General features: G+C 72.3%; 23 protein-coding genes. 8 read left to right on the top strand and 15 right to left on the bottom strand.

Annotation, left to right across the window (positions count from 1 at the left end; genetic code table 11):
- Positions 1 to 85 precede the first annotated feature (85 nt).
- Complete coding sequence (locus ACZ4E1_RS02625; protein ID WP_467535084.1) at positions 86 to 1,561, bottom strand: NCS1 family nucleobase:cation symporter-1; 1,476 nt, start codon at positions 1,559 to 1,561, stop codon at positions 86 to 88.
- Positions 1,562 to 1,754: 193 nt separating this feature from the next.
- On the opposite strand from ACZ4E1_RS02625, the gene ACZ4E1_RS02620 reads away from it, so the two are divergent.
- Positions 1,755 to 2,414, top strand: a complete 660-nt coding sequence (locus ACZ4E1_RS02620) for a GntR family transcriptional regulator (RefSeq protein WP_467535082.1) — start codon at positions 1,755 to 1,757, stop codon at positions 2,412 to 2,414.
- 40 nt (positions 2,415 to 2,454) lie between these two features.
- Here the strand turns inward: ACZ4E1_RS02620 and ACZ4E1_RS02615 are convergent, their stop codons facing one another.
- The 3 genes from ACZ4E1_RS02615 to ACZ4E1_RS02605 all read right to left on the bottom strand — a co-directional run bounded on the left by ACZ4E1_RS02615 (position 2,455) and on the right by ACZ4E1_RS02605 (position 5,158).
- Positions 2,455 to 3,033 (bottom strand): TetR/AcrR family transcriptional regulator, encoded by a 579-nt coding sequence (locus ACZ4E1_RS02615; RefSeq protein ID WP_467535081.1) that lies wholly within the window; start codon positions 3,031 to 3,033, stop codon positions 2,455 to 2,457.
- Positions 3,034 to 3,133: 100 nt separating this feature from the next.
- Positions 3,134 to 4,366, bottom strand: a complete 1,233-nt coding sequence (locus ACZ4E1_RS02610) for an MFS transporter (RefSeq protein ID WP_467535080.1) — start codon at positions 4,364 to 4,366, stop codon at positions 3,134 to 3,136.
- Between the two features lie 9 nt (positions 4,367 to 4,375).
- On the bottom strand, positions 4,376 to 5,158 hold the full coding sequence (locus ACZ4E1_RS02605) for a uracil-DNA glycosylase (protein ID WP_467535079.1): 783 nt from the start codon (positions 5,156 to 5,158) through the stop codon (positions 4,376 to 4,378).
- Between the two features lie 58 nt (positions 5,159 to 5,216).
- Between ACZ4E1_RS02605 and ACZ4E1_RS02600 the strand changes: the two genes are divergently transcribed.
- Positions 5,217 to 5,681 (top strand): RNA-binding S4 domain-containing protein, encoded by a 465-nt coding sequence (locus ACZ4E1_RS02600; protein ID WP_467535077.1) that lies wholly within the window; start codon positions 5,217 to 5,219, stop codon positions 5,679 to 5,681.
- A 65-nt stretch (positions 5,682 to 5,746) separates the two neighbouring features.
- Here the strand turns inward: ACZ4E1_RS02600 and ACZ4E1_RS02595 are convergent, their stop codons facing one another.
- Positions 5,747 to 6,196 (bottom strand): DoxX family protein, encoded by a 450-nt coding sequence (locus ACZ4E1_RS02595; RefSeq protein ID WP_467535075.1) that lies wholly within the window; start codon positions 6,194 to 6,196, stop codon positions 5,747 to 5,749.
- 152 nt (positions 6,197 to 6,348) lie between these two features.
- Positions 6,349 to 7,038, bottom strand: a complete 690-nt coding sequence (locus ACZ4E1_RS02590; protein ID WP_467535073.1) for a class I SAM-dependent methyltransferase — start codon at positions 7,036 to 7,038, stop codon at positions 6,349 to 6,351.
- Positions 7,039 to 7,137: 99 nt separating this feature from the next.
- On the opposite strand from ACZ4E1_RS02590, the gene ACZ4E1_RS02585 reads away from it, so the two are divergent.
- Positions 7,138 to 7,410 (top strand): DUF6343 family protein, encoded by a 273-nt coding sequence (locus ACZ4E1_RS02585; protein ID WP_467535071.1) that lies wholly within the window; start codon positions 7,138 to 7,140, stop codon positions 7,408 to 7,410.
- 12 nt (positions 7,411 to 7,422) lie between these two features.
- Here ACZ4E1_RS02585 and ACZ4E1_RS02580 read toward each other — a convergent pair whose 3' ends face one another.
- The 5 genes from ACZ4E1_RS02580 to rpsA form a co-directional block, all read right to left on the bottom strand.
- Positions 7,423 to 7,785, bottom strand: a complete 363-nt coding sequence (locus tag ACZ4E1_RS02580; RefSeq protein WP_467535069.1) for a tetratricopeptide repeat protein — start codon at positions 7,783 to 7,785, stop codon at positions 7,423 to 7,425.
- A gap of 105 nt (positions 7,786 to 7,890) precedes the next feature.
- Positions 7,891 to 8,280, bottom strand: coding sequence for a hypothetical protein (locus ACZ4E1_RS02575; protein ID WP_467535067.1), 390 nt, complete (start codon positions 8,278 to 8,280; stop codon positions 7,891 to 7,893).
- Positions 8,277 to 8,885, bottom strand: coding sequence for a dephospho-CoA kinase (coaE, locus tag ACZ4E1_RS02570; protein ID WP_467535066.1), 609 nt, complete (start codon positions 8,883 to 8,885; stop codon positions 8,277 to 8,279). Before coaE ends, ACZ4E1_RS02575 begins: the two co-directional genes overlap by 4 nt.
- Positions 8,886 to 8,942: 57 nt before the next feature.
- Positions 8,943 to 9,881: a PAC2 family protein gene (locus tag ACZ4E1_RS02565; RefSeq protein ID WP_467535064.1), complete on the bottom strand. Its 939-nt coding sequence runs from the start codon at positions 9,879 to 9,881 to the stop codon at positions 8,943 to 8,945.
- Positions 9,882 to 10,166: 285 nt separating this feature from the next.
- Complete coding sequence (gene rpsA / locus ACZ4E1_RS02560) at positions 10,167 to 11,669, bottom strand: 30S ribosomal protein S1 (protein WP_161305797.1); 1,503 nt, start codon at positions 11,667 to 11,669, stop codon at positions 10,167 to 10,169.
- A 384-nt stretch (positions 11,670 to 12,053) separates the two neighbouring features.
- On the opposite strand from rpsA, the gene ACZ4E1_RS02555 reads away from it, so the two are divergent.
- Both ACZ4E1_RS02555 and hrpB read left to right on the top strand, forming a co-directional pair.
- A complete protein-coding gene (locus ACZ4E1_RS02555) occupies positions 12,054 to 12,896 on the top strand; it encodes a class I SAM-dependent methyltransferase (protein ID WP_467535061.1) in 843 nt (280 codons plus the stop codon).
- 197 nt (positions 12,897 to 13,093) lie between these two features.
- The gene (hrpB, locus tag ACZ4E1_RS02550; protein ID WP_467535059.1) at positions 13,094 to 15,628 is read left to right on the top strand and encodes an ATP-dependent helicase HrpB; all 2,535 of its coding nucleotides are present in this window, start codon (positions 13,094 to 13,096) and stop codon (positions 15,626 to 15,628) included.
- Here hrpB and pgfA read toward each other — a convergent pair.
- The 3 genes from pgfA to ACZ4E1_RS02535 form a co-directional block, all read right to left on the bottom strand.
- Entirely contained in the window at positions 15,618 to 16,610 is a 993-nt protein-coding gene (pgfA, locus tag ACZ4E1_RS02545; protein ID WP_467535057.1) for a cell envelope lipid trafficking protein PgfA, read from the bottom strand. The two genes, hrpB and pgfA, sit on opposite strands and share 11 nt — an antisense overlap.
- Before the next feature lie 59 nt (positions 16,611 to 16,669).
- Positions 16,670 to 16,804 (bottom strand): SPW_0924 family protein, encoded by a 135-nt coding sequence (locus ACZ4E1_RS02540; protein WP_188339526.1) that lies wholly within the window; start codon positions 16,802 to 16,804, stop codon positions 16,670 to 16,672.
- Between the two features lie 156 nt (positions 16,805 to 16,960).
- Complete coding sequence (locus tag ACZ4E1_RS02535; RefSeq protein WP_467535055.1) at positions 16,961 to 18,733, bottom strand: lytic transglycosylase domain-containing protein; 1,773 nt, start codon at positions 18,731 to 18,733, stop codon at positions 16,961 to 16,963.
- Between the two features lie 249 nt (positions 18,734 to 18,982).
- On the opposite strand from ACZ4E1_RS02535, the gene ACZ4E1_RS02530 reads away from it, so the two are divergent.
- Entirely contained in the window at positions 18,983 to 19,819 is an 837-nt protein-coding gene (locus ACZ4E1_RS02530; protein WP_467535053.1) for a DUF4184 family protein, read from the top strand.
- Between the two features lie 244 nt (positions 19,820 to 20,063).
- On the opposite strand, the gene polA is transcribed toward ACZ4E1_RS02530, so the two are convergent.
- Positions 20,064 to 22,730, bottom strand: coding sequence for a DNA polymerase I (polA, locus tag ACZ4E1_RS02525; RefSeq protein WP_467535420.1), 2,667 nt, complete (start codon positions 22,728 to 22,730; stop codon positions 20,064 to 20,066).
- A gap of 216 nt (positions 22,731 to 22,946) precedes the next feature.
- Here polA and ACZ4E1_RS02520 point away from each other — a divergent pair, with 216 nt between their 5' ends.
- Together ACZ4E1_RS02520 and ACZ4E1_RS02515 are read left to right on the top strand one after the other, a co-directional pair.
- On the top strand, positions 22,947 to 25,226 hold the full coding sequence (locus tag ACZ4E1_RS02520; RefSeq protein ID WP_467535051.1) for an FdhF/YdeP family oxidoreductase: 2,280 nt from the start codon (positions 22,947 to 22,949) through the stop codon (positions 25,224 to 25,226).
- A gap of 58 nt (positions 25,227 to 25,284) precedes the next feature.
- Entirely contained in the window at positions 25,285 to 25,746 is a 462-nt protein-coding gene (locus ACZ4E1_RS02515; protein WP_467535049.1) for a PaaI family thioesterase, read from the top strand.
- Positions 25,747 to 25,816 lie beyond the last annotated feature (70 nt).

The following is a 25,816-nucleotide window of genomic DNA, read 5'->3' as shown; positions in this document are numbered from 1 at the left end:
CGCTCGGATCACCGCGGGCGGGCCGGGCCGCGGGTCCGGGGCGGCCGGGAACCGGCCCCGGACCCGTCCGCGCGGTCCCCTGTGATCAGACCTCGGCCGGTTCCACCGGCTCCGGCGTCGCCGACTCCGCTCGCTCCGCGCGGCAGATCAGCCCGTAGAGGAGCGCCGAGACCGCCGTGCCGATGAACCACGAGTACGCGGCGACCGAGTCGAAGGCCGGGACGAGCGCCAGGACCACGGCGAGGCCGGCGGAGGGGACGAAGGCTGCCAGGGCCTTCGGGTTGACGCCGCCGCGGTAGTGGTAGCGGGAGCCGGGGGTCGCGTCGAAGAGGGCTCGGTCGTCGATGCGTCCGCGCTTCACCCAGAAGTAGTCGAGCATGATGATGCCGAACAGCGGGCCGAGGAAGGCGCCCAGGCCGCCGAGGAAGTAGTTCACGACGGTCGGGTTGGAGTACAGGTTCCAGGGCGTGACGACGAGGGCGAGGACCGTCGAGATCGCGCCGCCGACCTTGAAGCTGATCTTCTGGGGCCAGACGTTCGCCAGGTCGTAGGCGGGCGAGACGAAGTTGGCGACGATGTTGACGCCCATGGTGGCGACGGCGAAGGTCAGCGCGCCGAAGACGAGGACCCAGGTGTTGCCGATGCGGGCGACGAGGAGCGCCGGGTCGGTGATCGCCTCGCCGAAGACCTCGACGCTGCCGGCGGTGACGACGACCGAGAGGACCACGAACGCGGTGGAGTTGACGGGCAGGCCCCAGAAGTTGCCGCGCCGCACGGTCCGGTAGTCGGGCGCGAAGCGGGAGAAGTCGCAGAAGTTCAGCATCAGCGTGCCGTAGGTGGCGAGGATCAGGCCGATCGCGCCGAACCACTGGCGGAACTGCTCGCCGGTGGACACCGGGTGCGGGGTCGTGGTCAGCGAGATGGTCCAGCCGGCCTTGGCCCAGATCCAGATCGCGAGGGCGAGCATCACGATCCAGATCGCGGGCCCGCAGAAGTCCTGGAACTTGCGGACGGACTCCATGCCGCGCGTGATGATCAGGGACTGCACGAGCCACAGCGCGAGGAAGGACGCCCAGCCCAGGGCGTGCAGGCCGAGGAAGGAGTGCTCGGTCCAGGACTTCATCCCGGGGAAGGCGGCGAGCACCATCACGTTGACGGCGACGGAGGCCAGGTAGGTCTGGATGCCGTACCACATGATGGCGATGACGGCCCGGATCAGGGCGGGGATGTTGGCGCCCCAGACGCCGAAGCTGATGCGGCTGACGACGGGGAACGGGACGCCGTGGCGCTGCCCGATGCGGCCCATCGCGTTGCAGCCGGCGTAGATGAGGACGAAGCCGATGAGCAGGGCGCTGAAGACCTGCCAGGCGTTGAGGCCGAGGACCAACAGGCCGGCCGCGAAGGTGTAGTTGCCGAGGTTGTGGACGTCGGACATCCACAGGGCGAAGAGGTCGTAGACCTTCCATTTTCGGTCCGCGGCGGGCGCGAGGTCCTCGTTGACCAGGCGCGGGTCGGGAGTGAAGGCGACAGCCTGCGTGGGCGTGGGTTCGGCCACGGGCATGGGGTACCTCCCAGGGTGCTGTGACGAGCTGAGTGCTGTGACGAGCAGAGGCTGTGACGAGCAGCGAAAGGGGTTTGGTATACCAAAGCGGCGTCATCGTCCCGCTCCCGAGGGCCCTCGGCAATGTCCCTACGGTTACGTCTCGGTAAAACCGCGGCCCCAACTCCCGGGCGTGATCGGGGAAGATGGGCGCATGGCGACGGCGGAACCCCTGGGGGCGGTGCGCGAGCGCGTGCTCGCGACCCTGCGGCAGGACATCATCGGCGGACGGTCACGACCGGGCGAGCGGCTGGTCGAGCGGGAGCTCGCGGAGCGCTTCGGGGTCTCACGGGTGCCGGTGCGGGAGGCGATCAGGGCGCTCGTGACGGAGGGCTTCGTGACGTTCGAGACGCCGCGCCGGGCCGTGGTCCGCACCCTGACCCGCACCGATGTGACCGAACTCTACGAACTGCGCGAGGTGTTGGAGGTGCACGCGGCCGGGCTCGCCGCCGAGCGGGCGGGCCGGGGCGATCTGGACGGGCTCGCGGAGCTGCTCGACGTGGCCGCGCGGGCCACGGAGCGGGACGACGCGGACACCCTCACGGACGTGAACTCCCGTTTTCACGACGTCCTGTTGGCGGCGGCGGGCAACAGCCTGCTGGCCGACGTGATGCGGCCGGTCGGCGGCCGGCTGCGCTGGCTGACCCGGCGCAACGAGGAGTGGGCCCAGCAGCTCGCCGAGCACCGGGAGCTGTACGCGGCGGTGGCGGCCGGCGACGCGGAGCGGGCCAGAGCGGTCGCCCTGGCCCACGTCCGCATGAATCACCGCTCCACGGTCCGCCACCTGTTCGACGACGACGCCCCGGACGGCTGAGGCGCAACGAGGGCACGCGCCAGGGTGCGTACAGCGCGGCTCAGAGGACGGCGAGCCGGTCCACCACGAGCTGGGCTCTGCGGTCGACGTCCCCGGCAGGCAGGCGGCCCGCCCGGGTCAGGGTCGCCTGGCCGTGCAGGGCCGCCCAGAACACCTCGGTGAACAGCCCCGGATGCACCCCCTCCCCCGCGACCTCGCCAAGAGTCTCCATGAGGGCGGCGAACGCGTCCTTCAGCGGCTCCGGAGTGTCCTCCTGGGCGTACGGGAGGCCGCCGTCGAGCTGGAACAGGGCGTCGTAGACCGCCGGGTTGCGCGCGGCGAAGTCGAGATAGGCGCGGGCGAGGGCGGTGACGCGCTCGCGCGGGCCGTCCGCGGCGGCGGTCGCCGCCCGCACGGCGACCGCCAGGTCGGCGGCGCCCTGGAGGGCGACGGCGCCGATGATCTCGCGTTTACCGCGGAAGTGGCTGTAGAGGACGGGCTGGCTGTATTCGATGGCCTCGGCGAGCCGGCGGGTCGTCACGGCGTCCCAGCCCTGCTGCTCGGCGAGCTCGCGGGCGGTGTCCACGATGAGACGCTCGCGGTCCGCCCGTTCACGCTGCTTGCGTTCCTGTACCGACATGACTCGATCCTAGCACCGCTAGACAAGCGAGCGACATTAGGTCTAGCGCTGCATCATCAGCTAGCAACGCTAGAAAGTTGGGGTCAGCATGCTCGCCCCGCTAGGGCGTCGCGGCGGACACCGTCCGCATGCGCCCGTACGCGTACACGCAGCCGGCGAGCGCCAGGTCGGACAGGAGCATGAAGCCGATGCTGTACGAGTCCTCGGCGCTGTAGATGGCGCCCATGACGAGCGGCGGGACGAAGCCGCCGAGGCCGCCCATCGCGCCGACGATGCCGGTGACGGAGCCGACCTGGGGCTGCGGGGTGACCTGCGAGACGAGGGCGAACACGCTGCCGCTGGCGGTGCCGAGACCGGCCGCCATCAGCATGAAGCAGACGGTGCCCATGGGGTTCAGGGCCGGGTCGAAGGCCTGCATGATGGCGAACAGGGCGACGACGGCCAGCGCGCACGCGGTCACCACGGCCGGGTGGATCCGGTCCGAGAGCCAGCCGCCGATGGGCCGGAAGACGACCGTGACCAGGGCGAATCCGGCCGCCTTGGTGCCGGCCTCGGTGGGGCTGAGCTCGTACCAGGTCTTCAGGTAGGTGGGCAGGTAGACGCCGAAGGCGACGATGCCGCCGAAGCCGATCGCGTAGAGGGCCGACAGCTCCCAGGTCACGCGCAGCTTGCCGGCCGCGCCGAGCCGCGTGCCGAGCGACGTCGTGGGGATCGTGCGGTCGGGGTGGTCGGTGATCAGGAGGGCGGCGACGACCGCGTAGACGGCCAGGGCGATGGCGACGACGAGGAACGGCAGGTTCTCGCCGTGCCGGGCGATGCGCGGTGTGAAGTAGCCGGACAGGGCGACGCCGCCCATGCCCATGCCGAAGACGCCGAGCGCGAGGCCCCGGCGCGCGGGCGGGAACCAGGAGTTCACCAGCGGGATGCCGATGGCGAAGGTGGTGCCGCCGAGCCCGAGCAGGAAGCCGACGGCGAGCATCGCGCCGAAGTGGTGCCGGGCCGGGATGACCAGGAGCACCGGGACGATGGTGAGCGCGGAGATCAGCGGGAACAGCAGCTTGGCGCCGTAGCGGTCGGTGAGGGCGCCGACCGGGATCCGCCCGAGCGACCCCACGAGCACGGGCACCGCGACGAGGAAGGACTGCGCGAACGAGCTGAGGTTCAGGTCCGAACCGAAGACACCGGCGAGCGGCGCGATCAGGTTCCAGGCCCAGAAGGTGAGCGCGAAGCCGACGGTGGCCACGATGAGATTGCGGTAGGCGGCTACCGAGGGCCTGCTCGCGGCCGGTGTTCCGGCCGCCGTTCGCGTCGTGCGCGCGGAGGAAGTCGTCACGGCTTCACGCTAGGAATCGGCCCCCGTGCCCTCCTGATCTGCTGCTCCGTTCGAGCGAACGGGCAGACCCGCCTCCGTGGCCGCGGCGTGCAGCACGGCCCGCAGCATGGCCGGGGTGAGCCGCCCGGTGAAGGTGTTGCGCTGGCTGACGTGGAAGCAGCCGTAGAGGGCGGGCCCGTCGGCGAGGGCGACGCGGGTTCCGTGGGCGAAGGCGGGGCGGGGGCGCGGCACGTCCAGGCCCGCGGCGGCGAGCGCGGGCAGGGTCGCCTGCCAGCCGAAGGCGCCGAGGACGACGACGGCACGGAGCGTGGGCCGCAGCAGTTCGAGTTCGGTGACGAGCCAGGGGCGGCAGGTGTCGCGCTCGGCCGGGGTGGGTTTGTTGGCGGGCGGCGCGCAGTGCACGGGCGAGGTGAGGCGGACGCCGTGCAGGGTGAGGCCGTCGTCGGCGGAGACGGCGTCGGGGCGGGAGGCGAGCCCGAGGTCGTACAGGGCGCGGAAGAGGACGTCGCCGGAGCGGTCGCCGGTGAACATGCGGCCGGTGCGGTTGGCGCCGTGCGCGGCGGGGGCGAGGCCGACGACCAGCAGGGCCGCGTCGTGCGGGCCGAAGCCGGGCACGGGCCGGCCCCAGTAGGTCTGGTCGGCGAAGGCGGCGCGCTTGGTGCGGGCGACCTCCTCGCGCCAGGCGACGAGCCGTGGACAGGCCCGGCACCCGGTGATCCGCGCGTCGAGCCGCCCGATCCCGTCCCGCCCGCCCCGTCCGTTCGTCCCGCCCGTCCCGTGGGTCGCGTCCATCACTCCACCGTAGGCGGGACCGGGGTTCGCCGACCGCGGGAGGCTCTAAGGTCGAGGCATGGCAGCGGAGAATGCGCGGAGTTCGGGAACGCCGGAGGCCCCCGGCGGCGGTGCCGGTGTGCGGGTCGACAGCTGGATCTGGGCCGTGCGCCTGGTCAAGACCCGCTCGGCGGGCGCGGCGGCCTGCAAGGGCGGCCATGTGAAGGTCAACGGGACGAGCGTGAAGCCCGCCCACACCCTGCGCGTCGGCGACGAGGTCCGGGTGCGCAGGCCCGGGGACCGCGAGCACCTGGTGATCGTCAAGCGGCTGATCCGCAAGCGGGTCGGTGCCCCCGTCGCGGTCGAGTGCTACGTGGACAACTCGCCGCCGCCTCCGCCGCGCGGGGCCGTCGCCCCGGTCGGGGTGCGCGACCGGGGCACGGGCCGGCCCACCAAGCGGGACCGGCGTGAGCTGGAGCGGCTGCGCGGGATCTTCGGCCAGGGCCCGGGCTCCGACGACGACAGCGGCCACGACGACGACTGAGGCGGGCCGGAGGCCGGTCGGGAGTCGGGTCGGGAGGCGGCTCAGGAGGCGGCTCAGGAGGCGGGTCAGAAAGCGGCCCAGGAGGCGCGTCGCAGCAGCGCGATCAGCTCGCGGTTGTGCGCGCGGTGCGCCCACGCCAGGACGGCGAGCGGCACCATGAAGATCAGCGGTGTCACCGCGTTCTCCCCGTCGAACACCGTCAGTTGGACGACGAAGGCGCCGACCAGCAGGCCGCACAGGGCGATCGGGGTGATCCCGGAGAGCACCGGGACCAACAGGCCGATCGCCCCGGCCAGTTCGAGCAGGCCGATCGCGTACATGCCGGGCGCTCCCCAGCCGATTCTGTCGAAGGCCTCGACGGCCGTGGAGTGCCCGATCAGCTTGGGCAGGGCGCTCGCGAAGGCGAAGAACAGGGCGAGCAGCACGGTGACCGTGCGCAGCGCGATCCGGGCGGCGCGGGAGCGGGCCGGAGCGGCGACGGGGGTGGAGACGGGGGCGGGGGCTGCGTTCGACACGATGACTCCTCGGGAACTGACGTGCGGTGTTCTTACGCAGGGTCAGACCCGCCCGGTCATCGGAACTCATCGCTGTTCCCACCCCCGATCAGGCGGGAATCTCCCCGGATCACCCCCGGACCACCCCCGGCTCCCGCGGGAGTCGCCCGCGCTCACACGGGAATCGCCCGCACCCACGCCCCGTCCGGCGTCAGCAGCCGGTCGACCTTCAACCCGGCCTCCGCCAGCGCCTGTTCGAACTCCCGCTCGGTCAGTGGCCGGCACCGGTACGTCTGCGTCCACACCACGTCCGGGAACACGTACTCCACCTTCACCGCGCGCACCCCGTCGCCCACCGGCTCCGAGTACAGCTTGCGGATCGTGAAGCGGTCGTCGACAACCAGCTCGCGCGGCAGGTTCTCGTGCGCGCCCGCCCGCTCGCGCTGGATCAGCACGCAGCCGTCGTCGGCGACATGGCGGCGGCAGGCGGCGAGCATGCCGCGCCGCACCTCCGCGTCCCCCGTGTGCACCAGGATCGACGCGAGCATCACCACGTCGAACGTCTCGCCCAGGTCGAGCCCCTCGATGGTGGAACGCACCGTGCGGGCGCCTCTGACCCGCTCCAGCATCTGCGGCGACTCGTCCACGGCGGTCACCCGGAAGCCCCGCTCGACCAGCGGGTGCGTCACCCGACCCACCCCGCAGCCCAGCTCCAGGAGCGTGGCACCCGCGGGCACGGCCGCCGCGACGATGTCCGGCTCGTCCTCCACGGGCAGCCGCGCGTACAGCTCCACCGCGCATCCGTCGGGTGTGATGGCCCCGGGCCCCGTCGCCTCGTACCCCTCGCGCATCTCAAGGTCCATGCACGGGGAACGAGCCGCCCGCCCACGCCGTTCCCGCTCCGCGCCGCGGAGAGGCACCATGGAAGGGGTACCTCTTCGTCGGCCGAAGGGAGAGTGACCATGCATCTCGCGCATCTGTCCCGCACCGGTGACGAGCCGCTCACGGCCCGCAGCCCGCTGCGCATGCGGTTGGGTCTCGCCCTGTTCGGCCTGGTCTGGACGGTGTTCGGCACCGTCGCGTTCCTGATCGCGCACCGTCCGTGGTGGGCGCTGGCCTGCGGGATCCTGTGGCTGATCACGACGGTCGACCTCTATCTGATCGTCCGCCACATCCGGCAGGGGCCGCACTACCAGCCCGGGCGCGACGTGCCGCCGTACCACCACGCCCCGTGACGGGGGCGGCCGTCAGTCGTCGAAACGGGCCGCCGCGACGTACTCGGGCTGCGGGTCGAGCGCGGCGGCCAGCCGGAAGTGCCGACGGGCCTGCTGCGGGCGCAGCCAGCGCTCGTAGGTTCTGGCCAGGGCGAAGTGCGCGAACGCGTTGTCCGGCTCGCGCTCCAGGACGATGGAGAACTCCAGCTCGGCGGCGCGCAGTTGGGCCGCGGCGAAGAAGGCACGGGCCCTGAGCAGCCGGGCCGCCGTGTTCTCCGGGTGAGCCGCGATCACGTCGTCCAGAAGCTTCACCGCGCCCCGGGGGTCACGCGCGGCGAGAAGCTGCTCGGCGGCTCGGTAGTCGATGACGTGCGTCTCGGGGGTGGCGTCGGGCACGGGGAACTCCCTCCTGGTGTCGACCACGTCAACACCACGGACCGTAAGGCGTATTCCTGCCCAGCCGCGCCGTACGCGAACACGCGGCCGGTCGCCCGGGACGCCTCAGGGCCCGCTCAGCGCGACCGCGAGCACCATCCCGACGACCACGAGCACGGCACCGGCGATCATGAACGCCCGGTCGACGCCGGGCCGCTCGGCCCCGAGCACCACGGTCTCGCGCGGATCGTCGACGTCGTACGCGACGCTGACCACGCCACCGGGCGGCAGCGGGCGCCGTCGGCTGGGCGGCACCGGCGAGGCGACCTCGACGACGCGTCCGTCACCGGTCTCGAACTGCAGCAGCGGCCGCCCGGAGCCCTGCGGGGGCGGCTTGACCAGGGCCTCGGCGATATTGGCCGCGCTCCGCAGCCGCCGGGTGCGCTGGAGTCCGTACGCCCCGGCGATCAGTGCGACCAGTCCGCCCATCGCGACGCACGCGGCCAGCAGGATCACGCCGTCGCGGCCTGCGCGCGCCGCACGAGCTCGGCCCACACGGTGTCGACCTGCTCCACGAGGCGCTCACGCGGGCCGTCGTTGTCGATGACGAGGTCGGCGATCTCGCGGCGCTGCTCGCGGGTGGCCTGGGCGGCCATCCGGGCGCGCGCGTCCTCCTCGGTCATGCCGCGCAGCCGGGTCAGCCGGTCCAGCTGGGTCTCGGGGCTCGCGTCGACCACGATCACCAGGTCGTAGAAGGGGGCGAGGCCGTTCTCGGTGAGGAGCGGGACGTCGTGGACGACGACCGCGTCGGTGCCGGCCGCCGCTTCCAGTTCGGCCGACCTGGCCCCCACCAGCGGGTGCACGATCTTGTTCAGCACGGCGAGCCGGTCCGCGTCGGCGAAGACGATCGCGCCGAGCCGGGGCCGGTCCAGCGTGCCGTCGGGGGCGAGCACCTCCTCGCCGAAGGCCTCGACGACGGCCGCCAGTCCCGGCGTGCCGGGCTCGACGACCTCCCGTGCGATGCGGTCCGCGTCGATCAGGACGGCCCCGCGCTCCACCAGGAGCCGGGACACCTCGCTCTTGCCGGCGCCGATACCGCCGGTCAGCCCCACCTTCACCATGAGCGGAAGCTTAGGGCAGACCCCGCGCCCGCTCACCCGCCGGTCAGGAGTCCCCGGTCAGGAGTCGCCCTCGCGCTCGGCGAGGAACCGCTCGAACTCGAGGCCGATCTCGTCGGCGGAGGGGATGTCGACCGGCTCGGCCAGCATGTTCCCCCGCGACGAGGCGCCGGCCGCGGCGTCGTACTGGTGCTCAAGGCCCTGGACGAGCGAGACGAGCTCCTCGTCGCCCTCCTGCACCTGGCGGTCGATCTCCGTCTGGGTGCGGTGCGCGGCGGTGCGCAGTCCGTGCGCGATGCCGGGCAGGACCAGGCCGGTCGCGCCGGTGATCGCCTCCAGGACGGTGAGCGCGGCGTCCGGGTACGCGGAGCGCGCGATGTAGTGCGGGACGTGCGCGGCGACTCCGAGGACGTCGAATCCGGCCTCGATCAGGCGGTACTCGATCAGCGACTCGGCGCTGCCCGGGACCTGCGCCTCGTCGAACGGGCTGCGCTGGCCGGGGACCAGCTCCGACCTGTTCCCGTGCGGGGTGAGGCCGACGGGGCGGGTGTGCGGGACACCCATCGGGATGCCGTGGAAGTTCACCGCGAGCCGCACGCCGAGGCGCTCGATGATCTGCTGCACGGCGGCCGCGAATCGCTCCCACTCCACGTCGGGCTCGGGCCCGGAGAGCAGCAGGAACGGGGCGCCGGTGGCGTCCTGCACGAGCCGCACGTCGAGCGAGGGCACCTCGTAGTCGGTGAACTGGTCGCGGCGGAAGGTCAGCAGCGGGCGGCGGGCCCGGTAGTCGACCAGCCGGTCGTGGTCGAAGCGCGCGACGACCTGGTGCGGCAGCGAGTCGAGGAGCCGGTCGACGATCTGGTCGCCGGTCTCGCCCGCGTCGATGTAACCGTCGAAGTGATAGAGCATGACGAGGCCTGCCGACTCCTGGGCGAGCGCCATGTCGACCACGGCGAGCCCTTCCGGCTCCCACGTATACAAATCCTGCGGATCCAGCACAGTGACCGCTCCTCCTCGTCCTCAACAGACAGAAGAACAAGCCCCCCCACCTGATCCATTCCCCGCGGGGCTGTATCCATCAGCGGCTCCGCCGCGGGGCCGCGACCAACGATCCCCTGGGGCGCACGAAGTGCGCCCTCAGGGGCGCGGGGAACTGCGCGAGCAACCACGATGGCGCGGCACCCGCCACCGAACCCGCGACCCCCTCCGCGGAGGCGCAAAAACAGTGGGCCCGCACCAAAAGGTGCGGGCCCACTGTTCAACTAGCTGCTAGCGCAGAGCGATTCAGCTCTGGCCACCCGCCAGCTTCTCACGCAGCGCGGCAAGCGCCTCGTCCGAAGCGAGCGCGCCCGAGTTGTCGTCCGACTCCGAGGAGTACGAACCGCCACCGGACGCGGCCGGAGCCGCACCGGCGCCGGCGACGGCACCCTCGGCCTCGGCCTGAGCGTCGGCCTCGCGGGACTTGATGACCTGAGCCTGGTGCTGCTCGAAGCGCTGCTGCGCCTCGGCGTACTGGGTCTCCCAGGCCTCGCGCTGGGTCTCGAAGCCCTCGAGCCAGTCGTTGGTCTCGGGGTCGAAGCCCTCGGGGTAGATGTAGTTGCCCTGGTCGTCGTACGACGCGGCCATGCCGTACAGGGTCGGGTCGAACTCGACGGCCGACGGGTCGGCGCCGAAGGCCTCGTTGGCCTGCTTCAGCGAGAGGCTGATGCGGCGACGCTCGAGGTCGATGTCGATGACCTTGACGAAGATCTCGTCGTTGACCTGGACGACCTGCTCCGGGATCTCCACGTGGCGCTCGGCCAGCTCGGAGATGTGGACCAGACCCTCGATGCCCTCGTCCACGCGGACGAACGCACCGAACGGAACCAGCTTCGTGACCTTACCCGGGACGACCTGGCCGATCTGGTGGGTACGGGCGAACTGCTGCCACGGGTCCTCCTGCGTCGCCTTCAGCGACAGGGAGACACGCTCGCGGTCCATGTCGACGTCGAGGACCTCGACGGTGACTTCCTGGCCGACCTCGACAACCTCGGACGGGTGGTCGATGTGCTTCCAGGAGAGCTCGGAGACGTGAACCAGACCGTCGACGCCACCCAGGTCCACGAAGGCACCGAAGTTGACGATCGAGGACACGACGCCGGAGCGGACCTGACCCTTCTGGAGGGTCGTGAGGAACGTCTGGCGGACCTCGGACTGGGTCTGCTCCAGCCAGGCACGGCGGGACAGGACCACGTTGTTGCGGTTCTTGTCCAGCTCGATGATCTTCGCCTCGAGCTCCTTGCCCACGTAAGGCTGGAGGTCGCGGACACGGCGCATCTCGACCAGGGAGGCCGGGAGGAAGCCGCGGAGGCCGATGTCGAGGATGAGACCACCCTTGACGACCTCGATGACGGTACCGGTGACGATGCCGTCCTCTTCCTTGATCTTCTCGATGGTGCCCCAGGCACGCTCGTACTGAGCGCGCTTCTTCGAGAGGATCAGGCGGCCTTCCTTGTCCTCCTTCTGGAGAACCAGGGCCTCGATCTCGTCGCCGACGGCCACGACCTCGTTCGGGTCGACGTCGTGCTTGATCGAGAGCTCGCGGCTCGGGATGACACCTTCGGTCTTGTAACCGATGTCGAGGAGAACCTCGTCCCGGTCAACCTTGACGATGACGCCGTCGACGATGTCGCCATCGTTGAAGTACTTGATCGTCTCGTCGATGGCGGCGAGGAAAGCTTCCTCGTTACCGATGTCGTTGACCGCAACCTGCGGGGTGGTGGCGGTGGTCTCGGTGCTGCTCGTCATGTGGGAAAGGGCTCCGGCGGACATTGAAAGTCGGTGGGTACTGCTACGCCGGGACCTGTTTCGCACCGAAGAAGCCGGACAGCCTAGGAAGCGCCTGCCCGGAACCGGGGGCGCCTCGACAACCGAGGGGACATGCAACAGATGCGAGCACAGCCTGCTATGTCTGAGGTGCGCAGGCCCGCAGCGCAACTTGTAGCATACGGGGGCTGCCGGGCACGGTCAATGCGCGAAGGCGCACACCAGGGGCGGATCGCCGCAATCCCGGCAGAAATCCAGTCGCACGAGGCTACGAGGGCCGCAGCGAACGCTCGCGGCGCCCTCTTCCCGGCGGCGGGGTTACGGAAGAGTACGACGAGGGAGCTCATCATCCAAGAGTCCGGACGCATGCAAGAGCACGAGTCCCTGCCGGCGGCACCGGCGTCCTCCGTGGACGAGGATTCGACGGCGACCCGGCGCGACGCCGACACGGGCGAGAGCTCCCGGGCCAACCGCGGCTGGTGGGACCGGAACGCGGACGAGTACCAGGTCGAGCACGGCACCTTCCTCGGCGACGACCGCTTCGTGTGGGGCCCCGAGGGCCTCGACGAGGTGGAGGCCGAGCTGCTCGGCCCCGCGGAGGAGCTGGCCGGCCGCGACGTCCTGGAGATCGGCGCCGGCGCCGCCCAGTGCTCGCGATGGCTCGCCGCGCAGGGCGCCCGCCCGGTCGCCCTCGACCTCTCGCACCGCCAGCTCCAGCACGCCCTGCGCATCGACGGCGGGAAGGTGCCGCTGGTGGAGGCGGACGCGGGGGCGCTCCCCTTCCTGGACGGCTCCTTCGACCTGGCCTGCTCCGCCTACGGCGCGCTGCCCTTCGTCGCCGACCCGGTACAGGTGCTGCGCGAGGTGCGTCGCGTGCTGCGGCCCGGCGGTCGCTTCGTCTTCTCCGTGACGCACCCGATCCGCTGGGCGTTCCCGGACGAGCCGGGCCCCGAGGGGCTGAGCGTCGCCGCCTCCTATTTCGACCGCACTCCTTATGTGGAGCAGGACGAGGAGGGCCGCGCCGTGTACGTGGAGCACCACCGCACGGTCGGCGACCGGGTGCGGGACGTGGTCGCGGGCGGCTTCCGGCTCGTGGACCTCGTCGAACCGGAGTGGCCCGCGTGGAACACGCAGGAGTGGGGCGGCTGGTCGCCGCTGCGCGGGAACCTGATCCCGGGCACCGCCATCTTCGTGTGCGAGCGGGACTAGGGCGTGTGTCGAAAGTCCCGTCGTCCGCCCGAAGGGCGGGCCCCGCGGTGTCCGGTGCGTGCGATCGCAAGGCGCCGGAGCGTCCTCATAGCGGAGCTATTAGGTCGTTTCGGCAACGCCGCGAGCGTGCGTGCCGGACACCGCGGGGCAGGCGGGACTTTCGACACACGCCCTAGAACGCACGAGACACTGGCCGGGTGATCCGTGACGCCGCCCTGGAGGCCCTGCCCGTCCGTTCCGCGCTGCCCGCGCTGCGCTCCGCGCTCGACGCGGGCGGGGTCGCGGTGCTCGTCGCCCCTCCGGGCACCGGCAAGACGACGCTGGTGCCGCTGTTCCTGGCCGGGCTGCTCGGCGGGGACGGGCCGGTGCGCCGGGTCGTGGTCGCCGAGCCGCGCCGGATCGCGGCGCGGGCGGCGGCGCGGCGGATGGCGTGGCTGCTGGGCGAGCGGGTCGGCGAGCGGGTGGGTTTCACGGTGCGCGGCGAGCGGACCGTCGGGCCGCGCACCGTCGTGGAGGTCGTGACCACGGGTGTCCTGGTGCAGCGGCTCCAGCGGGACCAGGAGCTGGCCGGGGTCGACGTGGTCCTGCTCGACGAGGTGCACGAGCGGCATCTGGACGCGGACACGGTGGCGGCGTTCCTGTGGGACGTGCGCGCGACGCTGCGGCCCGAGCTGGAACTGGTCGCGGCGTCGGCGACGACCGACGCGCAGGGCTGGTCGGCGCTGCTCGGGGGCGCGCCGGTGGTCGAGGCCGAGGGCGCCGCGTTCCCGGTGGAGACGGTGTGGGCGCCGCCGGCCCGGCCGGTGCGACCGCCGCACGGGATGCGGGTGGATCCGGCGCTGCTCACGCATGTGGCGTCGGTGGTGCGGCGGGCGCTCGCGGAGCGGTCCGGGGACGTGCTGTGTTTCCTTCCCGGGGTCGGCGAGATCGCGCGGGTGGCCGGTCAGCTGGGGGCTCTCGGTGACGTGGAGGTGCTCCCGGTGCACGGGCGGGCACCGGCCGCGGTGCAGGACGCGGTGCTCTCCCCCGGTGAGCGGCGCCGGGTGGTCCTGGCCACGGCCGTCGCCGAGTCGTCGCTGACCGTGCCGGGGGTGCGGGTCGTCGTGGACGCGGGGCTGGCGCGGGAGCCGCGGGTGGATCACGCGCGGGGGCTGAGCGCGCTGACGACGGTACGGGCGTCCCGGGCGTCCGGCACCCAGCGGGCGGGGCGCGCCGGGCGTGAGGCGCCCGGGTCCGTGTACCGCTGCTGGGACGAGGCGGAGGACGCCCGTCTGTCCCGCTTCCCGTCGCCGGAGATCAAGGTGGCGGACCTGACGGCGTTCGCGTTGCAGGCCGCGTGCTGGGGCAGCCCCGACGCCTCGGACCTCGCCCTTCTCGACGAGCCGCCCGCCGGGGCGATGGCGGCGGCTCGGGAGGTCCTGACGGCGGTCGGCGCGGTGGAGCCCGACTCGGGGCGGGTCACGGACCGGGGCCGGCGCCTGTCCCGCCTCGGCCTGCATCCCCGGCTCGGCCGGGCGCTGCTCGACGCGGCGCCAGTGGTGACGCCCCGGCGGGCGGCGGAGGCGGTGGCCCTGCTGAGCGAGGAGCCGCCGCGCGAGTACGGGGACGATCTGGCCGGGGCGCTGCGGGCGGCGCGGCGCGGGGGTGACGCGTACGGCGGGCGCTGGCGTCAGGAGGTGCGGCGGCTGGCGTCGCTCGCGGGTGACTCCGCGCCGGAGGGGACCGACGGCGGTCCGGTGCCGACGCGGGGGCAGGGCGGGGACGAGTACGTCGTGGGGGTCGTCGCGGCCCTCGCGTTTCCCGAGCGGATCGCCCGTAAGGACAAGGGGTCGTGGCTCATGGTGTCCGGGACGCGGGCCGAGGCCGGGGACGGGAGCGCGCTGCGGGACGCGGCGTGGGTGGCCGTCGCGGTGGCGGACCGGCCGGTGGGCGCCGGGCACGCGCGCGTGCGGCTCGGGGCCGTCGTGGACGAGGACGTCGCACGGTGGGCGGCGGGCTCGCTGTACGGCGAGGGCGACGAAGTGGCGTGGGTGGACGGGGAGTTGGTGGCCCGGCACGTCGAGCGGCTCGGGGCCGTCGAGCTGACCGTGCGTCCGATCCGGGACCCCGCGCCCGGGCTCGTACGGGAAGGATTGCTGGAGGGGCTGCGGCGGGAGGGGGTCGGGCTGCTGCGGTGGGACCGGGACGCGCGGGGGCTGCGGGAGCGCCTCGCGTTCCTGTGGCATCGGCTCGGGGAGCCGTGGCCGGACGTGAGCGACGAGGCGTTGCTCGCGCGGGCCGACGAGTGGCTGGAGCCGGAGCTGAGTGCGGCGCGGCGGCGGGCCGATCTGGGGCGGATCGACGCGGGGCGGGCGCTGACGCGGCTGCTGCCGTGGGCGGGCGGGGAGGCGGCGCGGCTCGACGAGCTGGCGCCGGAGCGGCTCGAGGTGCCGAGCGGTTCGCGGATCCGGGTCGACTACGCGGATCCGGAGCGGCCGGTGCTCGCGGTGAAGCTGCAGGAGATGTTCGGGCTGCAGGAGACGCCGCGCCTGGCCGGGGTGCCGGTGCTCGTGCATCTGCTGTCCCCGGCCGGGCGTCCGGCGGCGGTGACCGCCGATCTGGCGTCGTTCTGGCGCGAGGGCTATCGCGCGGTGCGGGCCGATCTGCGCGGCCGGTACCCGAAGCATCCGTGGCCGGAGGACCCGGCGGCGGCCGAGCCGACCCGGCACACGAACGCGCGGCTCAGGCGCTGACCGTTTCGGGGTGCGGCACGGCCGTGCCCTCCGGGTCCCCGGGGCGCCGGCTGCGGGCCTCCAGCCACAGGGAGAGGGCGAGCAGGAGGATGCCGACGCCGAGGAAGCCCCAGGGCAGGTACGAGGTGAGCAGGAGGACGAGGACGCGGTTGGAGCTGACGAGGTCGACGGTGGCCTGGATGGAGTCCTCGCGCATCTTGACGTGTCCCTTGAACACGGTGACCTTGTCCCGGCCGCCGAGCAGGGTGCCGCCGCGCAGCTCGTTCTCCATGATCTCCTCGCCGTAGACCGGTGCGCCGGTGGTGGGTTCGACCCAGAACTTGCGTGTGGTCGTGTACCAGCGGGTGGTGCCGGTCTTGGCGACGGACTCGGGGGTGATGCCCTTGACCGGCATCGTCCTGGGCAGCGGGACCTTCATCCAGGGGATGGTCTGCTCGAAGTAGTAGACCTTGATGCCGCGGAAGGTCGTGGTGCCCTTGTAGTGGATGGGGCGGGTGATGCGGGCCTGGGCGTCGAAGTACTCGTAGTCGCGTTTCTCGGTGAGGAAGGGCCACTTGAACTCGATGCCGTCGCGCCGGACCGGGTCGCCGTCGACCATCTCGCCGGTGGCGTGGACGGGTTCGGAGCTGTGGGCGTCGAAGATGTAGCGCTCGGGGATCTTGGAGACCATCTTGCCGTCGGGTCCGACGACGTAGGACAGGGCGTCCCAGACGACGACGTCGCGGCCGGCGCTGTCGCTGATGCGTTTCGCCTTCTCGACGTCGCCCTTGAGGGTCTGCACGATGCTGACCTTGGAGACCTTCTTGGCCTGCATGGTGCCGTAGTCGAGCAGGGTGGGGTTCTTGGCCTCCAGGACGACGTTCTGGTACTGGCTGGGCGGGATCTTCGCCAGGCGCGGGAACGCGTACCAGCGCATGAGCGGGGACATCGCCGTGAAGAACACGGCGAAGGCGAGCAGGATCAGGCTTGCCTTGCGGCGCATCTCGGCGGCCCTCCTCGGCGGTCCGGTCAGACGTGCGGGGTCGTTCGGACGGGGTCGGTTCAGACGTGCTTGGGGACGGTGGTGAGCAGTGGTTTCGGCGAGGTCTTGCCCGCCGGGGCGCCGATCGCCGTGATCGTGAGCACGAGGGCGAGGGCCGCGGCCAGTCCGATCGCGGCCGCGATGAGGGCGCGCATGTCCGACCTCCATATCTGATGGGGCGTCAGGCCTCTTGGGTCGGTGCACCGTAGCAATGCCGGGGGCAGATGAGAACAGGCGGAACAGGACGACCCGAGCCCCCGGCCTTCAGGGGCCGGGGGCTCGGGTCGTCTCGGGTCGTGCGAGGTGCGGCGCTATGCGGACGGGCTCGCGGAGGGCGACGGGGACTCGGAGGGCGTGGGGCTCTCGGAGGCGCCGCCGGTCGGGGCCGCCGTCACCTTCAGCTCCACGGTCAGCGTCGCGCCGCCCGTCGTGGTGACGCGCAGCAGGAACGTGCCGGTCGCGTCGTCCGCGTACAGCTTCGGCAGCAGGAGCGTGCCGTCGGCGGCGGTCTCGAGGCCCTTGACGGTGCGGATCGCCTTGCCGTCGGCGTCCTTGAAGTAGGGGCCCTTGTCGGCCTCGGTCGCGTCGTCCGCGGACTTGATCAGGGTGGCGGTGGCGGCGACGCCGTCGGCCGCCGCGCCCTTGTAGGTCGCCTTCACGGTGACGCGGTCGGCGAACTCCTGGCCGGCCACGCAGCTGAGTTCCTTGTCGCCGACCCGGGCCAGTGCGTCGGCGGCCCGTGCGGTGACGGTCGCCTTGTGGTCGGCGCCGGACAGGGAGCGGCCGACGACGGTGGCGCGGACGGTGAACTCGCCCGTCTTCTCACCGGCCTTCATCGCGGGCGCGGTGGCCACGCCCGAACTGTTCGTCGTCGCCAAGGCGGTGGTGGCGCCGCCGGAGAACGTGGCATCGGTGTCGCCGACGACCGCGAAGCGGATCTGTACGCCGCCGACGCCCCGGCCCAGCCCGTTCGTGGCGCGCACGGCGGCCTTCTCGGTGAACACGTCGCCCGCCATGGCGCTGAGGTCGCCCGTGCCGGCGACGCCGAGCTTGGTCACGGTCTGGGCGGGGCTGGTGCTCGTCGGCGGGTCCGTGGGGCCGGTGGGGTCGGTGGGCTTCGACGGCTCGGACGGGTCGGTGGGCTTCGTCGGGTCGGTCGAGGGCTTCGGCGGCTTCGCGGGCTTCGTCGGGGACGGGCTCTTGCCGCCGCCCGTTCCGGGCAGGGACGGGGTGGTCCGCGACGGGTTCGCGCCGCCGCCGGTGCTCGGGTGGCGCGGGAGGACGCCGGTGCCGTCGGGGACCTGGTGCGCGCCCTTGCGGTAGAACTCCAGCCAGGACAGCACGGTGGCCAGGTAGTCCGACGAGTGGTTGTAGCTGAGGATCGCCGCGTTCAGGTCGCCCGCGTCGGACAGGTCGCGGTCGGCGCGGCACAGGTAGTGGCCGGTGGCGAGGGCGGCGTCGTAGATGTTGTTGGGGTCCTTCTTGCCGTCCCCGTTGCCGTCGCGGCCGGCCCAGGCCCAGGTCGTCGGGATGAACTGCATGGGGCCGACGGCCCGGTCGTACACCGTGTCACCGTCGTAGAGACCGCCGTCGGTGTCCTTGATGTGGGCGAAGCCCTTGCCGTTGAGGGGCGGGCCCTTGATGGGGTCGATCGTGGTGCCGTTCGCGTCCACGTTGCCGCCGCTCGCCTGGCCGGACTCGACCTTGCCGATCGCGGCGAGCAGTTCCCACGACACGTTGCACCCGGGCTTGGTGCGGGCGAGTTCGGCCTCGGCCTTCTTGTACGCGTCCAGGACGGTCGCCGGTATGCCCGCCTCGGCGTCGCCCGTGGCTCCGCCGCCGGGGCCGGCGGTCGGGTCGTCGGTCGGGCTGTTCAGCTTCGGCAGGTCGGTGTAGTAGTCCGGGCCGGACGCGCCGTCGGGGCCGGAGGCTTCGTCGGAACTGTCGGCCGCCGAACGGCCGTTGTCCGGCTGGGGCGAGGGAACCCCCGGGGCCTGCGACGCGGAGAGCGCCGCCACCGCCGCGGCGGCGACCGCCGCGGTCACCGCGCCCCTGCGCAGCCGCCTGCCGAATACCGCCGCCATGCCGCGAACCCCTCCCAGTCGCCCGACTTCGCCCGTGTGCCCGGTCCGCCCCGGATCGCGGGACTTCGTGGAGCTTCGTGGACGCGTTCGCTCCGCGGCGCACGGACGCAGCCGACCCTACGACAACTTCCTGCGCGCAGACACCTGTTCGCGTCCGGTATTCACCGATTGATCGGGGAGATGTCCTCTGCCGTACGCTGCCTGGCTCAGTCGGTCCCGCAACCGGGCCCCGAACGGGGAGGATCTTTCGTGCCGTTCACTCTCAGCCATGCCGCGGCGGTGCTGCCGCTGATCCGGCGCGACGGTTCGGGGCGGGGCCCGTTCGTGCCGTCGGTCCTGGTCGCCGGGTCGTTCGCGCCGGACGTCACGTACTTCGCGGCGAGCGCGGTGCCGGGGGCGATGCGGTTCGGCGAGGTCACGCACTCCTTCCCCGGAGTGTTCACCGTGGACGTGCCGATCGCTGTCGCGCTGGTCGGACTGTGGCGGCTGGCGGCCGGGCCGCTGACGGGGCTGCTGCCGGACCGGGTACGGGGCCGGGTACGGGCCCTGGCCGGAAGCGGGCCCCCGTGGCCGACCGGATGGCGGGGGCTGAGCCGCTGGTACGTCTCGGCGGCGCTCGGCGCGCTGACGCACGTGGTCTGGGACGCGTTCACGCACCTGGACCGCTGGGGCATGCGGGTCCTGCCGGTCCTGGGCGAGAAGATCGCCGGATCGCCGCTCTACTGGTACGCGCAGTACGGGGGTTCGGCCCTGGCCCTCGGCGTGATCGGCCTGTTCCTGTGGCGGGCCCTGCGGGGAGCCGGCCCGGATGACCTGCCGGACGACGCGCCCCGCACCGCCGCGCGCGGCCAGGCGCTGGTCCTGATCGGCGGCTGCGCGGGCATCGGCGCGGTCCTGCGGGTCGCGCGCCGGCTGGCGTACGTGGACGAGTCGGGCCTGGAGTGGAAGCCCTGGGAGATCATCCCGACGCTGTGCTTCGGGGCGGGGGCCGGGCTGGCGGTCGGCACGGTCCTGTTCGCGGCGGTGCGGCGGCTGCGGGGGCGTTCTTCAGAGCTGTTTCGGCGCCGGGGCAGATGCGCCCCGTAAGGGGCGCGGGGAACTGCGCGACCAGCCACGACGGCGCTGCACCCGGCGACGATCCTCGGCCCCTACGGCGGGCGGCGCGCCCCGCCAGGGGCGCGGGGCTGTTTGATGTGCGGCTCGCCGCGTGGGCGCGAGCAAGCACCACGGCGCGGCACCCGGCGATGAGGCAAGGCCCCAGGGCGCATGAGAACGGGGCAGGACCACATGGTCCTGCCCCGTCATGTCTCCGGTCACCCGGCGGCGCCGGTCAGTGGGCCGCCGACTCCCAGTCCGGGCCGAGGCCCACCGAGACGTCCAGCGGAGCCCGGAGGTGAACCGCGGCGGCCATCTCACGACGGACCAGCGCCTCCGCCGCCTCGGCCTCGCCGGGGGCGATCTCCAGGACGATTTCGTCGTGGACCTGGAGCAGCATCCGGGACGTGAGCTTCGCCTCGGTCAGCGCCTTGTCCACGTTCAGCATCGCGATCTTGACGATGTCGGCGGCGGTGCCCTGGATCGGCGCGTTGAGCGCCATGCGCTCGGCCATCTCACGGCGCTGCCGGTTGTCCGAGTTCAGATCGGGCAGGTAGCGGCGGCGGCCGAGCATCGTCTCCGTGTACCCCGTGGCGCGGGCCTCGTCGACGACACGGCGCAGATAGTCGCGCACCCCGCCGAACCGCTCGAAGTACGTGTCCATCAGGGCGCGCGCCTCGCCCGCCTCGATGTTCAGCTGCTGGGAGAGGCCGAACGCGGACAGGCCGTAGGCGAGCCCGTACGACATGGCCTTGATCTTGCGGCGCATCTCGGCGTCGACGGCGGTGGGCGCCACGTCGAAGACCTGGGAGGCGACCGTGTTGTGCAGGTCCTCGCCGGAGTTGAACGCCTCCAGGAGGCCCTCGTCCTCGGACAGGTGGGCCATGACGCGCAGCTCGATCTGGCTGTAGTCGGCCGTCATCAGGGACTCGAAGCCCTCGCCGACGACGAAGCCGCGGCGGATGGCGCGGCCCTCGTCGGTACGGACCGGGATGTTCTGCAGGTTCGGGTCCGTGGAGGACAGCCGGCCGGTCGCGGCCACCGTCTGGTTGAACGTCGTGTGGATCCGGGAGTCGGCGGCGATCGTCTTGATCAGACCCTCGACGGTGACGCGGAGCTTGGCCTGCTCACGGTGGCGCAGCATGATCACGGGCAGCTCGTGGTCGGTCTGCGTGGCGAGCCAGGCGAGCGCGTCGGCGTCCGTCGTGTACCCGGTCTTGGTCTTCTTGGTCTTCGGCAGGTCGAGCTCGCCGAAGAACACCTCCTGGAGCTGCTTGGGCGAGCCGAGGTTGAACTCGTGGCCGACGGAGGCGTGCGCCTCCTTCACGGCCTGCTGCACGGCGCCCGCGAACATCTGCTCCATCGCCTCGAGGTGCGCGCGGTCCGCGGCGATGCCGTGCCGCTCCATGCGGGCGAGCAGCGCGGAGGTGGGCAGCTCGATGTCGGTGAGCAGCTCGGCCGCGCCGACCTCCTTGAGTCGCTCGCCGAACGCCTCGCCGAGGTCGAGGATCGCGCGGGCCTTGATCATCAGCGCGTCGGCCTCGGCCTGCTCGTCCTCGTCCGTGCCGAAGGCGAGCTGCCCGTCGGCGGGGGCGGGGGCCAGCTCGCGGCCCAGGTACTCCAGGGACAGCGCGTCCAGCGCGAAGGAGCGGCGGCCGGGCTTGACCAGGTACGCGGCGAGCGCCGTGTCCATGGTGACGCCCTCGACCCGCCAGCCGTGCTCGGCGAAGACCCGCATGGCGCCCTTGGCGTTGTGCAGGACCTTCGGCTTCGCGGCGTCGGACAGCCAGGCGGCGAAGGCCTGCTCGTCGGCCTCGTCGAGCGTCGACGGGTCGAACCAGGCGGCCTCTCCCCCGGCGGCGGCGAGCGCGATCTCGGTGACCGTGCCGGTGCCGAGCGACCAGCTGTCGACGCTGGCCAGACCCAGCACCGCGTTCCCGTGCTCGGCGAGCCAGGGGGCGACCTCGCCGGTGGCGAGGACCGTGCCGTCGAGCTCGACGCCGGGCTCGGCCGGGGTCTCCTCGGCCTCCTCGGCGCCCGGGTCGACGGCGAACAGGCGCTCGCGCAGCGACGGGTTCCGGATCTCCAGGGTGTCCAGGATCATCGTGACCGTCTTGCGGTCGTACGCCTCGCGGGCCAGGTCACCGACCGTCTTGGGCAGCTCGACGTCGCGGACCATCTCGGTCAGCCGCCGGTTCAGCTTCACCGCGTCGAGGTGCTCGCGGAGATTGGCGCCGGCCTTGCCCTTGACCTCGTCGACGCGCTCGACCAGCTCGGCGAAGGAACCGAACTGGTTGATCCACTTCGCCGCCGTCTTCTCGCCGACGCCCGGGATGCCCGGCAGGTTGTCCGACGGGTCGCCGCGCAGCGCCGCGAAGTCCGGGTACTGCGACGGCGTCAGACCGTACTTCTCCTGGACCTTCTCCGGCGTGAACCGGGTCAGCTCGGAGACGCCCTTCGTCGGGTACAGGACGGTCACATGGTCCGAGACCAGCTGGAACGAGTCACGGTCGCCGGTGACGATGAGGACCTCGAAGCCCTCGGCCTCGGCCTGCGTGGCGAGCGTGGCGATCACGTCGTCGGCCTCGAAGCCGTCGACCGCGAAGCGCGGCGTGTGCATCGCGTCGAGGAGCTCGCCGATCAGCTCGACCTGGCCCTTGAACTCGTCCGGGGTCTTCGACCGGTTCGCCTTGTACTCGGTGAACTCCTCGGAGCGCCACGTCTTGCGGGACACGTCGAACGCCACCGCGAAGTGCGTGGGCGCCTCGTCGCGCAGCGTGTTCGCCAGCATGGACGCGAAGCCGTAGATCGCGTTCGTCGGCTGGCCCGTCGCCGTCGTGAAGTTCTCCGCGGGCAGCGCGAAGAACGCCCGGTACGCCAGCGAGTGCCCGTCCATGAGCATCAGCCGGGGGCGTCCCCCGGCACCGGAGCCCGTCGCCTTCGTCGCGCTTGTCTTCGCCGTCTTCGCTGCTGTTTCTGCCACGTCCCCGATCCTGCCAGACCCCACTGACACTCCGGCCCACCGCACAGCGGGCGGCCACGCTGTCGGTGGCCCGTGCGAGGATCGGAGACACAGCTCACAGCCCGTCCGCAGCACCCGCTCGAAGGGGAGCAAGCCATGGCCAGCAAGCCGCCCGCGTCGGACCCGGTCCAGGACGCACCGCAGGTCGCGGCGCCGCAGCACCACGCGGCCGGGCTCCCCGCCGTCAAGGAGTCCCTGCGCATCGCCCGCGAGCAGATGGGCGTACGGCGCACGGCACTGACCCTGCTGCGGGTCAACCAGAAGGACGGATTCGACTGCCCCGGCTGCGCCTGGCCCGAGCCCGAGCACCGGCATGCGGCGGAGTTCTGCGAGAACGGGGCGAAGGCGGTCGCCGAGGAGGCCACCCTGCGCCGGGTGACCCCGGAGTTCTTCGCCGCGCACCCGGTGGCGGACCTCGCGCGCCGCTCCGGGTACTGGCTGGGCCAGCAGGGCCGGCTCACCCACCCCATGTACCTGGCCGAGGGCGCGGACCGGTACGAGCCGGTGACCTGGGAGCGCGCCGTCGACATCATCGGCGAGGAGCTGACCGCGCTCGCCTCCCCCGACGAGGCGGTCTTCTACACCTCGGGCCGCACCAGCAACGAGGCGGCGTTCCTCTACCAGCTCTTCGCCCGCGAGTTCGGCACGAACAACCTGCCCGACTGTTCGAACATGTGCCACGAGTCCTCCGGCTCCGCCCTCACCGAGACGATCGGCGTCGGCAAGGGCAGCATCCTGCTCGAGGACCTCTACAAGGCGGACCTGATCATCGTCGCCGGGCAGAACCCGGGCACGAACCACCCGAGGATGCTCTCCGCACTGGAGAAGGCGAAGGAGGGCGGCGCCCGCATCATCTCGGTGAACCCGCTGCCGGAGGCGGGCCTGGAGAAGTTCAAGAACCCGCAGACCCCCAAGGGCCTCACCAAGGGCGCCTCGCTCACCGACCTGTTCCTGCAGATCCGCCTCGGCGGCGACCAGGCCCTGTTCCGCCTCCTCAACAAGCTGATCATCGAGACCGAAGGCGCCACGGACGAGGCGTTCATCGCCGAACACACCCACGGCTACGAGGAGTTCGCCGAAGCCGCCCGCGCCGCCGACTGGGACGAGACCCTCAAGGCGACCGGCCTCTCCCGCGCCGACATCGATCGCGCCCTGGAGATGATCCTCGACTCCCGCCGCACCGTCGTGTGCTGGGCCATGGGCCTGACCCAGCACAAGCACTCCGTGCCGACCATCCGCGAAGTGGTCAACTTCCTCCTCCTGCGCGGCAACATCGGCCGCCCCGGCGCCGGCGTCTGCCCCGTGCGCGGCCACTCGAACGTCCAGGGCGACCGCACCATGGGCATCTTCGAGCGCCCCGCGCCCGCCTTCCTCGACGCCCTGGAGAAGGAGTTCGGCTTCGCACCGCCCCGCGCACACGGCTACGACGTCGTACGCGCCATCCGCGCCCTGCGCGACGGCGAGGCCAAGGTCTTCCTCGCCATGGGCGGCAACTTCGTCGCCGCGTCCCCCGACACCGAGGTCACCGAGGCCGCGATGCGCCGCGCCCGCCTCACCGTCCACGTCTCCACGAAGCTGAACCGCTCGCACGCCGTCACCGGCGCCCGCGCCCTGATCCTGCCCACGCTCGGCCGCACCGAGCGCGATCTCCAGGGCGGCGGCGAGCAGTTCGTCACCGTCGAGGACTCGATGGGCATGGTGCACGCCTCGCGCGGCCGGCTCGACCCCGCGAGCCGGCACCTCCTCTCCGAGCCCGCCATCGTGGCCCGCCTGGCCCGCCGTGTCCTCGGCGACGCCTCGCACACGCCGTGGGAGGAGTTCGAGAAGGACTACGCGACGATCCGCGACCGCATAGCCCGCGTCGTCCCCGGCTTCGAGGACTTCAACGCGCGCGTGGCGCACCCCGGAGGCTTCACACTCCCGCACGCCCCGCGCGACGAGCGCCGCTTCCCCACCGCCACCGGCAAAGCCAACTTCACCGCCGCGCCCGTCGAGTATCCGCACCTGCCCGAGGGCCGCCTCCTGCTGCAGACCCTGCGCTCGCACGACCAGTACAACACCACGATCTACGGCCTCGACGACCGCTACCGGGGCATCAGGAACGGCCGCCGCGTCGTCCTCGTCAACCCGGAGGACGCCCGCGACCTCGCGCTCGCCGACGGCTCCTACGTCGACCTCGTCAGCGAGTGGCGCGACGGCGTCGAGCGGCGCGCCCCCGGCTTCCGCGTCGTGCACTACCCGACGGCCCGGGGCTGCGCCGCCGCGTACTACCCGGAGACCAATGTGCTGGTGCCGCTGGACGCCACGGCGGACGTGAGCAACACCCCCGCCGGGAAGTCCGTGGTCGTCCGCCTGGAACAATCGACGACCGACTGAGCGTTCGCTCAGCCGATACGTCACTTCGGAACAGGTACGACGAACGGAGCCGGGCCCCATGGGCGACCAGCACAGCGTGAAGTTCCCGCAAGAGGTCATCGACGAGTACGCCGCGCTCGGCGTGGACCTGCCGGCCCTGTTCTCGGCCGGGGACCTCGGCAGGCGCATGGGCATCGACATCAAGGAAGCCTCGGCGGACCGGGTCGTCGCCACGATGCCCGTCGCCGGCAACACCCAGCCCTACGGCCTGCTCCACGGCGGAGCCTCCGCCGTCCTCGCCGAGACCCTCGGCTCCGTCGGCTCCATGCTGCACGGCGGCTCCGGCAAGATCGCCGTCGGCGTCGACCTGAACTGCACGCACCACCGCAGCGCCCGCTCCGGCCTCGTCACGGGCGTGGCGACGCCGGTCCACCGGGGCCGTACGACGGCCACGTACGAGGTCGTCATCACGGACGACCAGGACCGCCGCGTCTGCACCGCCCGCCTGACCTGCATCCTCAAGGACGCCCCGCCCCAGTAGCACCCCGAGGCGCACTCCCCTGGGTCCAGCGACCCCGTCGCTGGGGGCGACCAGCATGCCCCTGGGGGCG

It is taken from the genome of Streptomyces sp. NPDC025806, assembly GCF_055558275.1.
Note: the sequence above shows the minus strand (reverse complement) of the source record. Positions and strands in the feature narration are given on the sequence as shown.